The 16,348-nt window shown below is 53.7% G+C and carries 26 protein-coding genes; 12 read left to right on the forward strand and 14 right to left on the reverse strand.

The features are described 5' to 3' along the window. Positions 1 to 217: 217 nt before the first annotated feature. The 5 genes from Q668_RS17705 to Q668_RS00905 form a co-directional block, all read right to left on the reverse strand. Positions 218 to 373, reverse strand: coding sequence for a type II toxin-antitoxin system PemK/MazF family toxin (locus tag Q668_RS17705; RefSeq protein ID WP_022987698.1), 156 nt, complete (start codon positions 371 to 373; stop codon positions 218 to 220). Continuing rightward, a complete protein-coding gene (locus tag Q668_RS00890) occupies positions 364 to 564 on the reverse strand; it encodes a hypothetical protein (protein ID WP_022987699.1) in 201 nt (66 codons plus the stop codon). The genes Q668_RS17705 and Q668_RS00890 overlap by 10 nt, the downstream gene beginning before the upstream one ends. A 78-nt stretch (positions 565 to 642) precedes the next feature. Further along, complete coding sequence (cysQ, locus tag Q668_RS00895; protein WP_022987700.1) at positions 643 to 1,410, reverse strand: 3'(2'),5'-bisphosphate nucleotidase CysQ; 768 nt, start codon at positions 1,408 to 1,410, stop codon at positions 643 to 645. A 104-nt stretch (positions 1,411 to 1,514) separates the two neighbouring features. Continuing rightward, positions 1,515 to 2,774, reverse strand: coding sequence for a type II toxin-antitoxin system HipA family toxin (locus tag Q668_RS00900; protein ID WP_227498245.1), 1,260 nt, complete (start codon positions 2,772 to 2,774; stop codon positions 1,515 to 1,517). Next, a complete protein-coding gene (locus Q668_RS00905; RefSeq protein WP_036218751.1) occupies positions 2,761 to 3,099 on the reverse strand; it encodes a helix-turn-helix domain-containing protein in 339 nt (112 codons plus the stop codon). The genes Q668_RS00900 and Q668_RS00905 overlap by 14 nt, the downstream gene beginning before the upstream one ends. Positions 3,100 to 3,340: 241 nt before the next feature. On the opposite strand from Q668_RS00905, the gene Q668_RS00910 reads away from it, so the two are divergent. From Q668_RS00910 to Q668_RS00925, 4 genes are all read left to right on the forward strand, one after another. Continuing rightward, a complete protein-coding gene (locus Q668_RS00910) occupies positions 3,341 to 4,012 on the forward strand; it encodes a transposase (protein WP_022987703.1) in 672 nt (223 codons plus the stop codon). A 58-nt stretch (positions 4,013 to 4,070) separates the two neighbouring features. Then, positions 4,071 to 4,346: a type II toxin-antitoxin system ParD family antitoxin gene (locus Q668_RS00915; RefSeq protein WP_022987704.1), complete on the forward strand. Its 276-nt coding sequence runs from the start codon at positions 4,071 to 4,073 to the stop codon at positions 4,344 to 4,346. Then, entirely contained in the window at positions 4,318 to 4,599 is a 282-nt protein-coding gene (locus Q668_RS00920; RefSeq protein WP_022987705.1) for a type II toxin-antitoxin system RelE/ParE family toxin, read from the forward strand. Before Q668_RS00915 ends, Q668_RS00920 begins: the two co-directional genes overlap by 29 nt. A gap of 252 nt (positions 4,600 to 4,851) precedes the next feature. Further along, a complete protein-coding gene (locus Q668_RS00925; protein WP_022987706.1) occupies positions 4,852 to 5,070 on the forward strand; it encodes a hypothetical protein in 219 nt (72 codons plus the stop codon). 26 nt (positions 5,071 to 5,096) lie between these two features. On the opposite strand, the gene Q668_RS00930 is transcribed toward Q668_RS00925, so the two are convergent. Beyond that, entirely contained in the window at positions 5,097 to 6,458 is a 1,362-nt protein-coding gene (locus Q668_RS00930; RefSeq protein WP_022987707.1) for an MBL fold metallo-hydrolase, read from the reverse strand. A gap of 184 nt (positions 6,459 to 6,642) precedes the next feature. Between Q668_RS00930 and Q668_RS00935 the strand changes: the two genes are divergently transcribed. The 3 genes from Q668_RS00935 to Q668_RS00945 all read left to right on the forward strand — a co-directional run bounded on the left by Q668_RS00935 (position 6,643) and on the right by Q668_RS00945 (position 9,288). Next, positions 6,643 to 7,182, forward strand: coding sequence for a hypothetical protein (locus Q668_RS00935; RefSeq protein WP_152521749.1), 540 nt, complete (start codon positions 6,643 to 6,645; stop codon positions 7,180 to 7,182). Continuing rightward, positions 7,175 to 8,503, forward strand: coding sequence for a membrane protein (locus Q668_RS00940; protein ID WP_036218755.1), 1,329 nt, complete (start codon positions 7,175 to 7,177; stop codon positions 8,501 to 8,503). The genes Q668_RS00935 and Q668_RS00940 overlap by 8 nt, the downstream gene beginning before the upstream one ends. Before the next feature lie 146 nt (positions 8,504 to 8,649). Then, positions 8,650 to 9,288 (forward strand): c-type cytochrome, encoded by a 639-nt coding sequence (locus Q668_RS00945; protein ID WP_022987710.1) that lies wholly within the window; start codon positions 8,650 to 8,652, stop codon positions 9,286 to 9,288. A 46-nt stretch (positions 9,289 to 9,334) separates the two neighbouring features. On the opposite strand, the gene Q668_RS00950 is transcribed toward Q668_RS00945, so the two are convergent. The 3 genes from Q668_RS00950 to Q668_RS00955 all read right to left on the reverse strand — a co-directional run bounded on the left by Q668_RS00950 (position 9,335) and on the right by Q668_RS00955 (position 10,431). Then, the gene (locus Q668_RS00950) at positions 9,335 to 9,634 is read right to left on the reverse strand and encodes a CcdB family protein (RefSeq protein ID WP_022987711.1); all 300 of its coding nucleotides are present in this window, start codon (positions 9,632 to 9,634) and stop codon (positions 9,335 to 9,337) included. Continuing rightward, positions 9,634 to 9,879 (reverse strand): type II toxin-antitoxin system CcdA family antitoxin, encoded by a 246-nt coding sequence (locus tag Q668_RS16705; protein ID WP_081697530.1) that lies wholly within the window; start codon positions 9,877 to 9,879, stop codon positions 9,634 to 9,636. Before Q668_RS16705 ends, Q668_RS00950 begins: the two co-directional genes overlap by 1 nt. Positions 9,880 to 9,972: 93 nt before the next feature. Continuing rightward, a complete protein-coding gene (locus Q668_RS00955) occupies positions 9,973 to 10,431 on the reverse strand; it encodes an alpha-ketoglutarate-dependent dioxygenase AlkB family protein (RefSeq protein ID WP_022987712.1) in 459 nt (152 codons plus the stop codon). Between the two features lie 91 nt (positions 10,432 to 10,522). On the opposite strand from Q668_RS00955, the gene Q668_RS00960 reads away from it, so the two are divergent. Both Q668_RS00960 and Q668_RS00965 read left to right on the forward strand, forming a co-directional pair. Beyond that, positions 10,523 to 10,804 carry a pyrimidine/purine nucleoside phosphorylase gene (locus tag Q668_RS00960; protein WP_022987713.1) on the forward strand — a complete coding sequence of 94 codons (282 nt, stop codon included), beginning with the start codon at positions 10,523 to 10,525 and terminating at the stop codon, positions 10,802 to 10,804. A 157-nt stretch (positions 10,805 to 10,961) separates the two neighbouring features. Beyond that, positions 10,962 to 12,044 (forward strand): IS630 family transposase, encoded by a 1,083-nt coding sequence (locus Q668_RS00965; protein WP_036218757.1) that lies wholly within the window; start codon positions 10,962 to 10,964, stop codon positions 12,042 to 12,044. A 94-nt stretch (positions 12,045 to 12,138) separates the two neighbouring features. On the opposite strand, the gene Q668_RS00970 is transcribed toward Q668_RS00965, so the two are convergent. Together Q668_RS00970 and Q668_RS00975 are read right to left on the reverse strand one after the other, a co-directional pair. Further along, entirely contained in the window at positions 12,139 to 12,441 is a 303-nt protein-coding gene (locus Q668_RS00970; RefSeq protein ID WP_022987715.1) for a helix-turn-helix domain-containing protein, read from the reverse strand. Between the two features lies 1 nt (position 12,442). Further along, complete coding sequence (locus tag Q668_RS00975; RefSeq protein WP_413771523.1) at positions 12,443 to 12,688, reverse strand: type II toxin-antitoxin system RelE/ParE family toxin; 246 nt, start codon at positions 12,686 to 12,688, stop codon at positions 12,443 to 12,445. On the opposite strand from Q668_RS00975, the gene Q668_RS17710 reads away from it, so the two are divergent. Continuing rightward, the gene (locus Q668_RS17710; protein WP_152521750.1) at positions 12,656 to 12,778 is read left to right on the forward strand and encodes a type II toxin-antitoxin system RelE family toxin; all 123 of its coding nucleotides are present in this window, start codon (positions 12,656 to 12,658) and stop codon (positions 12,776 to 12,778) included. The two genes, Q668_RS00975 and Q668_RS17710, sit on opposite strands and share 33 nt — an antisense overlap. Further along, positions 12,775 to 13,149: a helix-turn-helix domain-containing protein gene (locus tag Q668_RS00980; protein WP_022987716.1), complete on the forward strand. Its 375-nt coding sequence runs from the start codon at positions 12,775 to 12,777 to the stop codon at positions 13,147 to 13,149. The genes Q668_RS17710 and Q668_RS00980 overlap by 4 nt, the downstream gene beginning before the upstream one ends. A 55-nt stretch (positions 13,150 to 13,204) precedes the next feature. On the opposite strand, the gene Q668_RS00985 is transcribed toward Q668_RS00980, so the two are convergent. Beyond that, positions 13,205 to 13,678, reverse strand: a complete 474-nt coding sequence (locus tag Q668_RS00985; protein ID WP_022987717.1) for a DUF4124 domain-containing protein — start codon at positions 13,676 to 13,678, stop codon at positions 13,205 to 13,207. Between the two features lie 209 nt (positions 13,679 to 13,887). Then, positions 13,888 to 14,193 (reverse strand): BrnA antitoxin family protein, encoded by a 306-nt coding sequence (locus Q668_RS00990; RefSeq protein ID WP_022987718.1) that lies wholly within the window; start codon positions 14,191 to 14,193, stop codon positions 13,888 to 13,890. 233 nt (positions 14,194 to 14,426) lie between these two features. On the opposite strand from Q668_RS00990, the gene Q668_RS00995 reads away from it, so the two are divergent. After that, positions 14,427 to 15,425 carry a transposase gene (locus Q668_RS00995; RefSeq protein ID WP_227498246.1) on the forward strand — a complete coding sequence of 333 codons (999 nt, stop codon included), beginning with the start codon at positions 14,427 to 14,429 and terminating at the stop codon, positions 15,423 to 15,425. A gap of 289 nt (positions 15,426 to 15,714) precedes the next feature. On the opposite strand, the gene Q668_RS17335 is transcribed toward Q668_RS00995, so the two are convergent. After that, on the reverse strand, positions 15,715 to 16,203 hold the full coding sequence (locus Q668_RS17335; protein WP_152521751.1) for a pilin: 489 nt from the start codon (positions 16,201 to 16,203) through the stop codon (positions 15,715 to 15,717). Positions 16,204 to 16,348 lie beyond the last annotated feature (145 nt).

A 16,348-nucleotide genomic window follows, 5' to 3' on the forward strand; every position in this document is an offset into this window, starting at 1 on the left:
TACATTTGCCAAGGCAAAATGTATCGGGGGTCTGACCCGCTTTAAAACTTTCAGGCTACAAAGGGGTCGGGCCCCACGTGGCCTGACCCCACCCTTCTGCCAGCGCCTGTCGTCCAAACTCAGCAACAGCCAAAGTAGCGGCAAAAATCCCCATGCAGCTGCTCAAAGCGGGATTCTGTCAGCTCACCATACTTCTTCTGCACCACAGCCTTGGAGATCACGTAAGCTTCTCAATCTTGCTGCTTATCGGGATTCCTACGAAATCATCAAAGGGCAAGTTATCTTTCAACACCACTACCGGCCGGCGCTTGCTCTTTTGAAAGTCTGAAAAGTAAAACTCGCAAAGCACGACATCGCCGGGCTTTATGTCCATACCTCGTCCTCTTGTGGATCCTTCCACTCATCAATGGTGCTCGCAGAATGCTCAGACATCGCTTTCGTTTCCTGGTCGGCATTATCTATAAGCACAACTACCCGAGCGTGCGCATTCATTAACCGCGCGTACTGTTCGGGAATCTTGACCACTCCATCTTTGATCTGGGCTTCAAACTCAATTGCGTACATAACTTCTGCCCCGTTATCCGGGGTCAGACCCCCGATACATTTGGCAAAGCAAAATGTACCGGGGGTCTGGCCCGCTCGTTAAAAATACCACCCACCCGCCGCAATAAAGTGCGGATTCAAAATATCCTCTTTGCCATACACCAACGGCTTACCATCCACCGTCTGCACCTGCCCCCCAGCCGCGAGAAGAATGGCATGGGCCGCTGCGGTGTCCCATTCACTGGTGGGGCCCATGCGCGGGTAGATGTCGGCATGGCCTTCGGCGATGCGGCAGAATTTCAGGGAGCTGCCGGCCTGCACGGTTTCGTGGGGGCCGAGTGTGTCGATGAAGGCGCGGGTTTCGTCGTTCAGGTGATTTTTGCTGGCGACTACCCGCAGGGTTTCCCGGGGTTCTGCCACGCGGATTCGGTGTACCCGACCAGTGCGGTCGCGCATGTGGGCGCCTTCGCCTTTGATCCCCCAGAAGGCTTCTTTCAGAGCAGGTGCCGTAACCACGCCCATCACCGGCACGCCGTCTTCGATCATGGCGATATTCACGGTGAATTCGCCGCTGCGCTGGGTGAAGTCCTTGGTGCCGTCAATCGGGTCGATCAGCCAGAACCGGCGCCAGCTTTTGCGCTCTTCCCAGGGAATCTCCGCGCCTTCCTCCGAAAGAATCGGAATGTCCCGGCTGATGTTGCGCAGGCCCTTACAGATGATCTCGTGAGCCGCCTCATCCGCCGCGGTAATCGGCGAATTGTCTTCCTTGTACCGCACCTTGAAATCGGACTCGTAGATATGAAGCACCTTCTCACTGGCCTCATCCGCCAGCCTGATCACATCCGGAAGTATGGAGCTGTAGTGCATGATTGCATCCTGCCTGACCGTTTTCCCCCATGTTAACAAACTTTGGGGGTCAGACCCCCAGTACATTTTGCGGGGTGAAATGTATTGGGGGTCTGACCCGGGCTTCAGTAGCGCTGCAGGGAGAAGGGGTTGAGAAATTGGCGCTGCCACAGGAGGTTTGCATCTACGGTGCTCAGCGCTGCTTCGTCGCACACGTTGGCCCAGTGGGTGTTTATGGTGCTGATCAGGTGGTCGAAGATGTCTTCGGCTTCTGATGGGGGCAACAGGAATGAAGATGCGGCCTTCAGGCAGGTGGCCAGCTGGCTCAGATTGTTGTGGCCCGCAATCAGCATGGCCTGAGAGGCTTCGTTGCCGGTTCTGCCTTGGGGGCAAATGTCGTAGGCCGGCGTAAGTTGAAGTTGCCGACCATCCCAGAAGGCTGCATGGTTTCTGGCGTGGTCATCGGTGTTGCCGCACAAGACGTTGAATACCAGACGGGTAAAGAGTTCTCGAAGGGTTTCAATGGGGTTTGCGAACCGGTGCCGTATGATTTCAGCGAAGTCTTCGTAACTGGCGTAGCGCGCCATCATATCGTCAAGGCTCAGAATGGTGAGCGCCGATACCACGGCTTTTCTGGCCCAGCCTTTGGCTGTGTGCTCTCGGTCGAAGCGCTCGATCAGCAGGATATCCCGATTGGCCACGGAGGTCAGCCGCACCGGCGCGACACTTAGCCCCGCTATGGCTGCCAAACGCATGGCGATGTATTCGGCTTTGACTACGTTGTAGATGTCGGTAGTTGAGGAGAATTTGGCGATGTATTTTTTTCCGCCGTCTTCAATCAGTGCCTTGGGCCGGGCGCCACCGATGGAACTACCGTGGAACAACGCCTGGTCCAACTCCGGCGTTAGCGGAATTCCTTTTTCAACCCGGTCGGCCGATGCTAGCAATTCTTCAAGGGTGGCATTTTTTGCAGCTCGCGCCTCGTAGTTTGTCGGCGAACGCTGAAAATCCAGAGCTCCGATTCGGTCGGAGCCGGATTCGAGCAGGTAGATGATTTCATCCAGCCGTGCGGGATCTACACCTGCACCCTTCAGACCAAGGCGCTTGTTGATGATGACCCGTCTGCCCCAGGCATCGGGCGCCGCATCCCGAATACAACCAGGCATTTCCAATCCATCAGGCGGCTGGATTACACCCTTGCCCAATGGTAGTTCCGGCTCATAGATCGGAATGGCTGCCGGCGTTTGCTCAATTCGGCTCAAGTAACTCTTACCGTATGTGAAGCTGAGCCGACCGTTCTCCGCTTCCAGCCGGCCCGCCACAACCGGCTCAACCTGACCGGGCAGCCAGATCCAGACATACGCTTCGCTATCAGAAATCATCATCCACTTCCGTCCTTGGTTTTCTTGCCGACTTTGGCAGCAAGGCCAGCGTCTGTTTTGCAGTGGCCAGAGCCCTTCCAAGCGCTGCAGGATCCTCCTCAAAAAGAGGGATCGAAAGAATCGTAGCCACCTCGAACACCGCACCAATGGCGCAGGCTGGGTCTGCTTTTTCGATACGCTGAAGCATGCTTCGAGATATGCCCGCCCGCTCTGCCAGCTCCTGTGCTGTCAGTTTTTGCCGGAGGCGCTCACTTCGGATGGACGTAGCGAGCAGCTCGAGGGCTGTTCGATTGTATCTGGAATATGGCCTGCTACTTATTTTCGACATAGTGATTTATAAAAAACCCATTTTAAGCCCTTGCGAGTTATTAATAGCTCATTATGATGAAATTGCAACCTGCCAGCTTTCAAAACGGGGTCAGACCCCCAGTACATTTTTCGGGGTGAAATGTATTCTGGGTCTGACCCGGGCTTGAAATTTTGGCGCAGCTGGGGCAGATTGTTGCGCTTTCAAATTAATCCACAAGGAATGTGTGATGCCCCGCCGACCAAGGATTTGTCCGGCCGGGATGCCCCAGCATGTGATTCAGCGGGGCAATAACCGGCAGGTTTGTTTTCAGGATTTGTCTGATTTCGCCACCTATTCGATGTATCTCACGCGCTACCAGGAGAAGTTCGAGGTAGATATTCACGCGTGGGTGTTCATGACCAACCACACTCACCTGCTGGTAACGCCGAAGACTGATGACGGGCTGTCGGCTTTTATGAAGTCGATCGGGCAGTCTTACGCGCAGTATTACAACGCCCGGTACGAGCGCACCGGAGGCTTGTGGGAGGGGCGTTTCAAGTCTTGCCTGGTGGATACCGAGGAGTATTTCCTGCAATGCCAGCGCTACATTGAACTGAACCCGGTGAAGGCGGGCATGGTGGATTACGCCGGCGAATACCAGTGGTCCAGCTATTTATGCCATGCCTACGGCAGCGGTTCGCGCTTTCATGTGCCCCACCCTTGTTACCTGGAATTGCAGCCGGATGCCGATCAGCGGCTGGTGAGTTATCGCAATTTTGTGGTCAGCCCGATGCCGGAGGCGGTGGAAGACCAGATTCGCTATTCCGCGATTGCCGGGCTGGCGCTGGGTTCTGAGGGTTTCCAAAAGCGGATGAAGGAGCGGTATGGGGATGCTGCGGGTACAGGGACGGCGCCGGTGGGGTTTCGGCGGGAGCGGGTTTCCTGGATTTGATTCATACGTGCCTCGACTGGCAATCTTTGCCATAATTTACCGTCAGGAGGGCTTATTTATGGCAACCATGAACATTTCCCTGCCCGAAGCCATGAAACACTGGGCGGAGCTGCAAGCGCAATCCGGGCGCTATTCGAATACCAGCGATTACGTGAGGGATCTGATTCGCAAGGATCAGGACAGATTGCGTAAAGTTGAAGAACTGCAAGCTCTCGTTACCGCCGGCATTGCCAGCGGGCCGGGAACACGCTCTATGGATGAGCTGAGAGCTGTTGCTAAAAAGCTAGCCATGGATGGTGACAGTGATGGGGTACATTCTCAGCAGGAAGGCTGAAGAAGATGTTATTTCTATTTACGTGCACGGGCTGGAAAACTTCGGAGAATTGCAAGCAGCCAAATACCATGCACGACTGGAAGCTTGCTTTGATTTCCTTGCCAGCAACCCACTTGCAGCGCCAGAGCGGCTGGAACTATCGCCGCCGGTGAGAATCCACCCTTTTGGGGTGCATATCGTTATCTATCAAATTATAGATACCGGCGGCATATTCATTATCCGTGTTCGGCATGAGCGAGAGGATTGGGTTTAGCGGCGTTTCAGGCTTTGGCGAATGGCGCTGACAGAGGGGCGAGACAGATTGTTGTACTTTCAAACTAACCCACAAGTAATGTGTGATACCCCGCCGACCAAGGATTTGTCCGGCCGGGATGCCCCAGCATGTGATTCGGCGGGAGCGGGTTTCCTGGGTTTGATTAGGCTATGGAAGCGGAAGTGCACTGGTACGAAGCTTCAGGTATTGGTAAGAAAGAGTTTAAGATCAAGCGGTTTCTGGAGTAATACTATGTCTCATCATTTTGTGGTTTGTACCAGCAATGAGGGCTACGAGGCATCGCTTGAGCCGCGTAAGCTCTATGAACTCATCGATGACCCACAGGCGAAGGCCGTCGGGATGCTGCGGGTGATCGATGAATCCGGGGAAGATTACCTCTTCCCCGAGCAGCTGTTTGTCCGCATTACGCTGCCGGAAAGTCTGGAGAAGCAACTTTCCGAGGTGGCTTGAGAATACGGCAGGCGGCGAAGCCGGGTTCAGATCTCCACCTCTTCAAACAACTCCGGCACCTCCGCATGCCAGCCAAATTTCTCAGTAATGCGCTTGCGCATGGTATCGCTGGCGAGCATTTCGCCGTGGGTAACGTACACGCGCTCGGGCTTCAGGTGGCCCTGCTCCAGCCAGGCGAGGATTTCATTGTAGTCGCCGTGGGCGCTCATTGAGTTCAGGTTGTGGATTTCCGCTTTCACGGGCCAGTATTCGCCGTGAATTTTCACGTCTTCGGCGCCGTTTACCAGGGCATCGCCACGGGTGCCGGGGGCCTGGAAGCCGGCGAAGACGACGCTGTTGCGCGGGTTCGGCAGCAGGGTTTTCAGATGGTGCAGCACGCGACCGCCGCTGGCCATGCCGCTGGCAGAGATGATGATGCAGGGATATCGGGCGGCATCCAGCTCGATGGACTCTTCCACCGTGCGCACGAACTGGGTTTTGTCATCGATCAGTTCGCACTGAGCATGGTTCAGTTTGTGCTCTTTATGGTGCTTGATGAAGATCTCCGTGGCTTTGATGGCCATGGGGCTGTTCAGGTACACCGGCAGCTTGGGAATTCTGCCCTCGCCCATCAGTTTGTGCACCACGTATAGCAGCATCTGCGCGCGACCCACAGCGAACGCGGGCATCAGCGTGATACCACCACGCCCGGCCGTCTTGGTGATAATCTCCGCCAGATCCCGCTCCGGGTCAGACTCGCCATGGGTACGATCGCCGTAAGTGGACTCGCACACCAATACATCCGCCTTCTGTAACGGCTCCGGCGGACGCATGATGATGTCATCCTGCCGGCCCACATCGCCACTGAACACCACAGTGCGATCCGCGCCTTTGTGGTGAACATGCACGCACGACGAGCCCAAAATATGCCCGGCTGGAGTGAAGGTAACTTCAAAGCCCTTCACCGGCTCGAATTTCTCGTGGTAATGCAGGGATTCGAAGTGCTTGAGCGCTTCCCAGGCATCCTTCTCGGTAAACAGCGGCTCCGGGTGTTCGTGTTTGGAAAACTTCTTCCGAAACGCGTACTTGGCATCCTCTTCCTGCAGGAAACCCGCATCCGGCAGCAACACCTTGCACAGCTCATGGGTGGCCTTAGTGCAGTAAATCTTGCCCTTGAACCCGTTCTTCACCAGCGCCGGCAGGTAGCCGGAATGGTCAATGTGCCCATGGGTGAGCACCACCGCATCAATGCTGGAAGGATCCACCGGAAACTTCGCCCAGTTCCGCCGCCGCAGGGTTTTCACGCCCTGATACATACCGCAGTCGACCAACAGGCGATGGGAGTCATCTGAAAGCAAATAACGGGAGCCCGTTACGGTGCCAGTACCACCAAGGAAGCGAAGTTTCATAGGCGTGTATGTCCTTGTCTGCTGAATGATATTTCCAGCTTACCCCGTACTGCGGGTCAGACCCAAAAACATTTTGCGGGGTGAAATGTATTGGGGGTCTGACCCCCAATTGATATGAATGTAAAGTTATGTATACAATCGCGCCGGGTTCAATGACGATCCTGACATTTCAATGGAGCTGAACATGAAGACGGAACTGCTGTGCCTGCCGTTGGCACTGGCGCTTGTCGCATGTGGAGATAACGACAGCGACACCTCGAAATCCGCCTCTCAACCACCGGAAACACCCCCTGCAGTTACACTGCAATCCCTTGAGGACTCCGGAGAAATACCCAAACTCGATCGAAGTGCATCACTGCCCGGTACGGACACCGACACTAATGGCATTCGTGATGATATCGACGAATACATTTCCCTCCAGTTCTCCGACACCGAACAGGTTGCCGCGGCTAACCAGGCGGCAAAAGCAAATCAGTCGGTGCTGAGTACAGACCTTACAAACCCCACGGCCGTTCGCCAAACCAACCAGCTGATCTCTCGCGCCACTGCCTGTATTTACGAGGTATTTGGTGATGCCAACTCTGGCGCGGAACCGGCTGTCGTGTCCCGGAACCTGGAAGCCGTTACATTCAACACAGAAGAACGATTGAAACAGTACATGGAGTTCAACAAAGCGCTGGATGGTTCATCCTGGTCGCTGCCGGAGGGAAACAGTTGTGAATAAGCAAACACGGAAGTTTGTCAGCGTTGGAATGGCCATCTTGCTGGTAGCAGCAATGCCTATTCAGGCATGGGCACAAGCTGTTGAAACAAGGAATCTTTGCCGGGATTCGGGAATTATCTTTGCATTTTTTAATGGGGTGCAGACCACTAGCGCCGAAGCTCATCGTGCGCTGAATGAGTTTCGCCGTATTCATGGCAACGAACGAGCCGACGGCGAGAACATTCGCTACGAGGTCATGTATAACCACACCAACGGCCTCGAAGATTTCGTAGAAACTTTCCAGCAACGGGTTCTCGAGCAGGAGCAGATACTTCACGGCCGCTTCGAGCTCGCACTGGAACTCATCAACGGTGGCGGCACCTGGTGGGAGAAGCTGGGGCAACTGGCAACCACCCTGCCCCAGATTCGCGATGACTTCCTGGACTGGTACCGTGCATCTATCGTGGAATCACTGACTTCACTGGCAGACAATCCGCCAACTCTCAACAACTACGCAGAGCATCAATCACGTCTTGATACCTGGATAGTTGAGGGTAAACAGATAGTGATGGTCGCTCATTCACAAGGGAACCTCTTTGCCAATTCCGCTTATGATTATGCTGCATCTCAAACCGATGCCGAATCATTGAAACTGGTACATATTGCACCAGCGACACCCATGGCCAACGGGCCTCATCGCCTCGCGGACAAAGACCTTGTCATCAACGCCCTTCGGGCTACCGGAGGTGTGCAGGACATAACTGACATTATCCCAGCCTATCTGGATCGCCCGGCGGGCCTGAATGGTGAAACAGACATCCTGGGGCACGGGCTTCTGGAGATTTACCTTAACCCTGCACTGAATATTGGTGCCGCAGTTGTGGGAGATATCGAGAATGAACTGGCAGCTGTGCAACCACCAGAGATGCCGGCAGAAGCCGAGACAGGGTTCTTTACCGCCACACTGACCTGGAACGGTACTGGCGATGTCGACCTGCACGTGTATGAACCCGGCGGTTCCCATGTCTTCTATCAGACCATGAGCGGACAATCCGGCTACCTGGATGTTGATAACACCACAGCCAATGGCCCCGAACACTATTTCGCATCTTGTGAAGCAGAAACCCTGCAAACCGGTACTTACCAGGTTGGCATCGCCAATTACAGTCGCGCAGATGGCAGAACAGCGACACTGCAGATTGCCTCCTTTAAAGACGGCGCTCTGGGCACCAGAAGCGTAACGCTTGGCGAACCCACCGGCGATGCTCCCTCGCACATGATGTTTGACGTAGAAGTAACAGAAGACAACGAATCCGGCGAGTTCGAGGTTTCCATCAGATAATCAACGAAGCAGGTCAGCCCCGTACATTTTGCCCGGCAAAGTGTATCGGGGGTCTGACCCCAAGTTGGATTTTATTGATCTTTAGCAAGAATGGCCTGCGGGTATGTCTATATTCTTGGCACAATTTTCAGATGGCAGGGTGCGAGATGCTGCGGAAGTTGTGTATGGGCGGGTTGATGGTAGCCGGAATGATGGCGGCGCCGGTGGCGTTTTCCCAATCGGTTCACCAAGCTCTGAGTGAGCTGGAATCGATTATGGCCGATGATTCCCGGCGCGATGCCGCCTATGCTGCGGGCAAGGAGCGCATCCTGTTTTGCGGCTCTTGCCACGGGAAAGACGGCAACAGCAGGCGTGACTACATTCCGAATCTGGCCGACCAGCACCCGCTTTACCTGTTCGAGCAATTCGAGAAGTTCGGCAACGGCGTGCGTGAAGACTACGTGATGAGCAAGCTGGCGCAAACCCTCACCGTGGAAGAGCGCATCAACATTGCTGTGTACTACTCCCTGCAACAAGCCAAGCCCCGCACCAGCCCTGCTCCCGATCTGATCGACGCTGGCCGCGCCAAGTTTCAGGCGAAGTGCTCTGCCTGCCATGGCAAAGAGGCCGAAGGCTTCCGCGATATGCCGCGCCTGGCTGGCCAACCGTCGGAATACATCAAGATCGCCCTGAAGCGCTTCAAAGAGATGGACCCGGCGGCGCAGAGCTCACCGATGATTGGGATTGCCGCCCCGTTAACGGCCGGAGATGTTGAGGAGCTGGCGGCGTTTTTGACTACCTTGTGATTTTTGGGGTGGGGGTCAGACCCCCGGTACATTTGGTGGGGTGGAATCAAAAGCCCAAAAACAGCATATCCAGTGCTGCGACAATCTCATCCTGCAGCTCAGCAAGGCTACCGGAGCAAAAGCGCAACTCAGTTTCCGGTACAGCGGCTATATATTGAGTAGCCATGACGACTTCCATGCCGTTGATGCTGAACACCGGATTGAGCCTCTGCGCAGGGAATGGCGCCGACGATTTGGGCAGTAACGGCACGACTACTCGTGTGTTCAAGCCACTGAGAAGGTCGGACTGTACATCCAGCAGGTACCCTGCCCCTTCTTCATTTTCAAAAATATCGAAACGGGACATCAGAACTGCCGATGTCGTGCAAGAGGCAAGCCGTTGGCTTCAACATAGGCATTCGAGCTTTCAATCGCTTCGGCATTCTCGTTAAGCCATTTGCTCCGCTTATGAAGTTTGACTGCTTCCGCAATTCCTGCCTCTGCAGACCGCGAGACATTGATTCCAAGGTATTTTGCCTCTTTAAGAAGAGCACTATCCAGCGACAGATTCGTTGGTTTACGTACGGATTTCGCAACTTCAGTAGTTCGCATGGCATGCCCCCTCGAACAGTATTTGAATCAGTATATGCGCATGGTTCTTGGGCATCAACAGTGAACAGGCAATGTACCGGGGGGCTGACCCCGCTACACCACCATAGCCCGAAATGTCAGATTAATCCGCGGCGATTGCACCGTCTTCGTCGCCGGGAGGCTGTGCTGCCAGAAGGCCTGGGTACTTCCCTTCATCTCCAGCAGGCTACCGTGTTCCAGCATTAGCTTTATTTGATCCTTGCTCTGCTTGTGCCGGAAGACAAACCGCCGCGGCGCCCCGAGGCTCACCGAAGCGATTGCGCCGTGCTTTTTCAGCTCGGGCTCGTCATCACTGTGCCAACCCATTGCCTCCTCACCGCTATGATAAAGATTGAGCAGGCAGGAGTTATAGGGCTCGCCACTGCACTGCTCGACCAGCGCTTTCAACTCCGCCAGCACCGGAACCCAGGGCAGCGCCTGCTTGGTGGCCCTTGAATAGGTATAAGCAAACGGCCGGTCGCCATACCAGGGCAGCAGGTTTTCTGGCGGGGTGAATTGGTCGAAGAGGTCCATAGTGCCCTCGTTAATTAACAAGTAATTAACAAGTGCCTGTCCACGGGATCTTGCAGTATATTAGCCGCCCAATTTATAAGGAATCACGGCCATGCTGAGTGTAAACGAGTACTTCGACGGCAAAGTAAAATCCATCGCCTTCCAGGGCGAGACACTACCTGCCACCGTGGGCGTCATCAGCCCGGGTGAGTATGAGTTCGGTACCAGCCAAAAGGAAGTGATGACGGTTGTCAGTGGCGCGCTGACGGTTCAGCTGCCGGGCAGTGAGAACTGGGTTCGATACGATGCCGGAAAGGCTTTTGAGGTGGCAGCGAATACCAGTTTTAAGGTGAAGGCTGAGGTGGATACGGCTTACTTCTGCACTTACGAATAAGCTGCGGGGGTCTGACCCGCTTACTCTTCGTTCATAATACGAACGACCCGTTCGTCCATGCAGCTACGCACGAATAAGCTAGTGTTCCGTCTGGTTAATTCCTAAGCGAAAATGTGCTACAATTCGAGCTATTGTTCACGAGCTCGGAGACTCTGTTTTGGCCCGGAAACCAGCACCCTTTAATCTTACGGTAAACGATCAACTGGAGCTGGAAAGCTGGCTGCGAACAAGCACGCTGAGTCAGAATCTTGTTCTGCGAGCACGAATCGTTTTGGCCCTGAATGCCGGTGAATCACCCAAAGTCGTTGCGGAGCAACTGGGAACCACGACGGCCACGGTATTTAAGTGGCGTAATCGTTACACCGAACAGGGCCTGAGCGGTCTTCGGGATGCACCAAGACCTGGACAACCCAGAAAGCTGGATCAGAAAAAGGTTAAAGCAATTCTTGATGACACGGTCAAAAAGGTGCCCAAGGAATCTACCCACTGGAGCATCCGGTTGATGGCCGAATATGCCGGTGTCAGTCGCTGGCAAGTGCATCAGATCTGGAAAGCCGCTGACCTGAAACCGCACCGGCTGAAAACCTTCAAAATAAGCAATGATCCGGACTTTGCTGAGAAGGTTTTCGATGTCGTTGGCCTGTACCTGAATCCGCCGGATAACGCGCTGGTGCTGTCGGTTGACGAAAAAACGCAGATCCAGGCACTGGATCGCACTCAACCAAAGCTGCAACTGAAACCCGGCCAGATCGAGCGCCGTACCCACGATTACAAGAGGCACGGGACGACCAGCTTATACGCGGCCCTGAATATCCTGAACGGCGAAGTGATTGGGCGCATTACACAACGCCACCGCGCCAAAGAGTTTCTCGATTTCCTGAGACAAATTGATCGAGAAACACCGAAAGAGCAGGACCTTCATCTGATTCTGGACAACAGCTCGACTCACAAAACACCAGAGGTGAAAGCCTGGCTGGAAAAACATCCCCGGTTCAAGCTTCACTTCACACCCACCAGCGCCTCTTGGCTGAATGCCGTGGAGGGTTGGTTTGGTCAACTGGAACGCCGCGCTTTGTATCGTGGCATTTTTACCAGTGTCGGCGAACTGAAGAAGGCGATTCGTCGCTTTATCCAAACTCACAATGAGAAACTGGCAAAGCCGTTCCGCTGGCACAAGAGTGCAGAATCGATTATGACTTCAGTGACGCGAGCAAAGCTGAGTGTTATTGATAATAAATAAAGGGATTACCCAGACGGGACACTAGTGCCTGTCCACGAATAAGCTAGTGCCTGTCCATAGCTAGTATGACGCGCACGAAAATCAGCCAGTGCTTTTACAGAGGAATGGCCAGATGAGTCCCATCAGGAAGCTCAATATCCAGACGGACTTTCGCTCCCGCACTCTCCACGTATCGCTTAATAGATGATAGCTTCAAGTCTTTACCAGCCTTTTCCATATTCGCAATCGTAGGCTGGGTCACACCCATGGCCTCCGCCATATCCTTCTGGGTTTTCTGCAATAATGCACGCACCTCGCTGAGACGAATCTCCATAAGTATGCGATCAGCCTTTAGCTGCGCCTGCCTGACAACTTCCGGCTTTTCGTTAGCCAGCAGTGCGTCCAAAGAACTTGCCATATCAGATTCCTCCCTTGAGCATTTCCAAATGGGCGGTAAATTCTCGATCTGCCAGTGGAATCATCTCATCATAAAACCGCTTGTCTTTTCCTGTCTTCTCACCAGCACAGAGAATTATGCCTGTACGGGCAGGATCGAATGCAAAGAATGCCCGAATGGGCCTGCCTTTACTTTGCACCCGCAACTCTTTCATTATGAAGGCGACTGGAAACCAATGAAAGGCCAGCCCTTCTGGAGGCTGAGGCAAGGGAGTTATCGGGCAATATGCCGTATTGATAACGGTGAATTGGTGGTACTGGTGCTGAAGATAGGCACAAGAGGAGACGTTTACAAATGAGTGCTCAAATTATTGAACGAGAAGGCAAACCAGAATATGCCGTGGTGCCCTACAACGAGTATCTCGAGCTGCTGGCACTTGCTGAAGATGCGCAGGATGCTGCAGACGCCAGCGCTGCAATGAAGGAGCTGGCCATCGGCGAGGATGAAACCGTTCCGGGAGACATTGCCGAACGCCTGATAACCGGGAAAGAACACCCGGTGAAGATCTGGCGAGAATACCGGGGGCTGACCCAAGAAGCCCTTGGCAAGGCGGCCGGAGTTGGCAAGTCATACATCAGCCAGATTGAGAACACTGGCAAAACTGCGTCCACCAAAGTTCTGAAAGCCCTGGCCGAGGCGCTTGATGTTGGGATGGACGATTTAGCTTAGTTGACCTAGCACTAAGCTAGTGCCTGTCCATGATCTTTAGCGGGGTCTGACCCGGTTATTGAAGTATTCGCCGCCGCTCCGCACGCAGGTGGTCGATTTCCCGGTTAACTCCGTCAATCTCTGCCTGATACCGCTTGCGAAGCACCTCTGCTTCCTGAGCTAACGAGCCTTCCCAGGTGGCACCGGCCAGGTTGTTGTTGGCGTTGGCTTTTTGCCGCTGATAGCGAATGAGCGCGTTGTCCATGTTCATTTTTGCACGGGCTTTCTGACGTTCCAGGCGCTCGATACTCCGGTCTATGCTTTCGACCTCACTTTTCCGGTCCCTGTGATCGAGAAATTCCTGGCCACTCTTACCCAACATTGAGCCTCCGCCAATGCGTGCCGGGGCTTTAACCTGAATGCGCCGGGCATCTTCGCCGCAGGGCTGGTCTGAAAACACCGTCTGGCCGTTGGTCTTGCATTGGTAAACTGCAGTGTGACCAAGGGTGGGGATGGAAAGACTAATTAAAAGCAGCGTCCTTTTGAGCATGCTAACCTCCTTTTTATGCTTACCATAGCGCAAATCTGGAGGGGTGTTGGTGAAAGAGTGTAAAAGATGGCTGGTGGCGTGATTGATCAGGCTAGTGCCTGTCCATGATCAGGCTAGTGCCTGTCCATGAATCACGCTGTGCTCAAATTCTAGCGCAGTAGATTCCCTCGACAAATTCTAGCGCAGTAGATTCCCTCGATTGTTGTGCATTATCCCAACCTCTCAATATCGGACTGACTGTGGGTTCTCAGATACTCCTGAAGCGCCTTGTCCATTCGGGTTTGCCAGCCGCTGCCTGTGGCGCGAAACTGCTCAACGACCTCCGGTGAAAGTCTGATAGTTATCCGTTCTTTAGTGGTCTCCGCTTTGGGCCGACCAACCGGACGCAACCGGCGGAACTCTTCTTCCGTGAGCTCGCGTGTATCTGCGTCTTGTGCAATCCCCTCGTTAATGCCAGACTCTTCATCACTCGAGGGCAGCGTAAACTTCCGACCTGATTTAGATTTTGTCTGCATAAAGCCTCCATAAACCACACCCAATCCCATTCGAGCCTGGCGGCATCAGCTAACGAAACACCGTGCTTTTCAGTGTTCTTCTCATCCTTCCTTGGATCGAATTCAATATTCATCTGGATTTATTGTACATACAAAAATAGAGTTTGAGAAATAGCAGAAATAAGGGAAACACACTAAAACACCAAAATACTGTACATCTATACAGATCCGAATTATTGATGCATGATATGACCATGTCAACAGTCACGGAAGACAAGGACCCCACCATGCCCAAAGCCAGAGCAGAACTGGTCAGCGTTTCAGATACCCCCTTCTACCACGTGATCTCACGCTGCGTGCGCCGCACATTCCTGTGCGGGCAGGACCGCGCCACCGGGCGCTGTTATGAGCACCGGCGGGGCTGGATTGAAGAGCGAATCCGGCTTCTGGCATCTGTGTTTGCGGTAGATGTCGCAGCTTATGCGGTGATGTCGAACCACTACCACCTGGTGGTGAAGCTCAGCCCGGATGAGGTGGAACCCTGGAGTATGGATGAGGTGCTGGCGCGCTGGTGCAGCCTTTACAAGGGGCCACCACTGGTGCAGCGATATCACCGGGGTGATGAGCTGTGTACGGCAGAGCTTCGGCGAGTGGAGGCGTACTCGGAAACCTTCCGGCAGCGGTTGGCGGATTTGAGCTGGTTTATGAAATGCCTGAATGAACCAATTGCGAGGCAAGCCAACCGGGAAGATGAGTGCACGGGGCATTTCTGGGAGAGTAGATTCAAATCCCAGGCTCTAGATACCGAAGAAGCCCTCCTTTCCTGCATGGCTTATGTTGACCTGAACCCTATCCGGGCCGCCATGGCGGAGACTCCAGAAACTTCCGACCACACCAGCATTAAGGAACGCATTCATCCTAGCTTCAATCTGGCGGAAGCCATTGCACGACAGACGGAACAGCAGGCACTGAATGATTTTGCGGTACCGTTAAAACCGCTGCTGGGTTTTGAAGGCGTGATTCGAAACGGCTTCCAGCGAGGCATCCTGTTCAGCTTTGCAGATTACCTGGAACTGGTGGATTGCACCGGGCGGATCAGCCGGAGTGACAAACGGGGCGCTATTGTCGAAAACGCACTGCCGATTCTGGAACGACTGAATCTGGACCCGGAACGGTGGTGCCACCGGGCGACTGCCTTTGAAGATAGCTATCAGGATTACCGAAATCCTGGACGGCGACGACAAGCGGCTTAGGCTCCCTCCCCTTCTTTTTCAAATTTAACTATCGGCGGACCTGCCGAGCACTTCACACGCCTAGAATCCAGGAATTTCCAGGATTCGCCGCGAGTTGCTGGCGCTGCTTTGCCATAACCCCGAAATAGACGCAGTAGACAAACGGCCAGAAACGACAAAGGCCCGGGGTCGAAACCGCCGGGCCTTTGGGGATCTGGTCAGGCTAGTGCCTGTCCATGATTGATCCATGATTGATCAAGTGCCTGTCCATGATCATCTTATATTGATCAAGTGCCTGTCCATGATCATCTTATGAAGCTCGACATGCCTGAGGCAGGTATTTTTCGTCAACGTTGGTTGCTTTAGTCGCACCTGAATCACTGGCACAATTTACAGAAAGGCCAGTGTTTGCACCGGTATAAACGAATGTAAGTCTATTGTTAGAGCTAGTTGAGCCACCAAGATCAGCCAAAGTCATTACTATAGCGAAGGTATCTGTTGCTGATTCAAACTCTACCGCGGTTACTGTATCGAGAGCTTCAAGATTTGTTTTAAGATCCTTCGCCAAACCTTTTGAGGCATCTCCAGCAGGCATAGATCCGGATGCTGCGTAAACTTCATAAATCGAAGCCTTAGCAGCTCCAGCAGCGTTTACAGGCTCCACAATTTTTGAACGAATGGTGTAATCCTGATAAGCCGGAATAGCCACAGCCGCCAAAATACCAATAATCGCCACAACGATCATCAGTTCGATCAGAGTAAAACCCTGCTGACCTTTGTTCATCTGAATCTTTTGCATGTTATCAACCTCAAGAGTTGTCATTTTTTCGTTTATCCAGCTCCGGGGCGGTGGAGCTTTGCCCCGTTTCCGCGCTGAGCGTGCGGTAACTTAAGCAGGCCCCATGCCAAATGCAAGAAAATGTTACTAATGGGTTCGAAAGTAA

Source organism: Marinobacter sp. ES-1, from assembly GCF_000475255.1.
GTDB classification, from domain to species: domain Bacteria; phylum Pseudomonadota; class Gammaproteobacteria; order Pseudomonadales; family Oleiphilaceae; genus Marinobacter; species Marinobacter vinifirmus.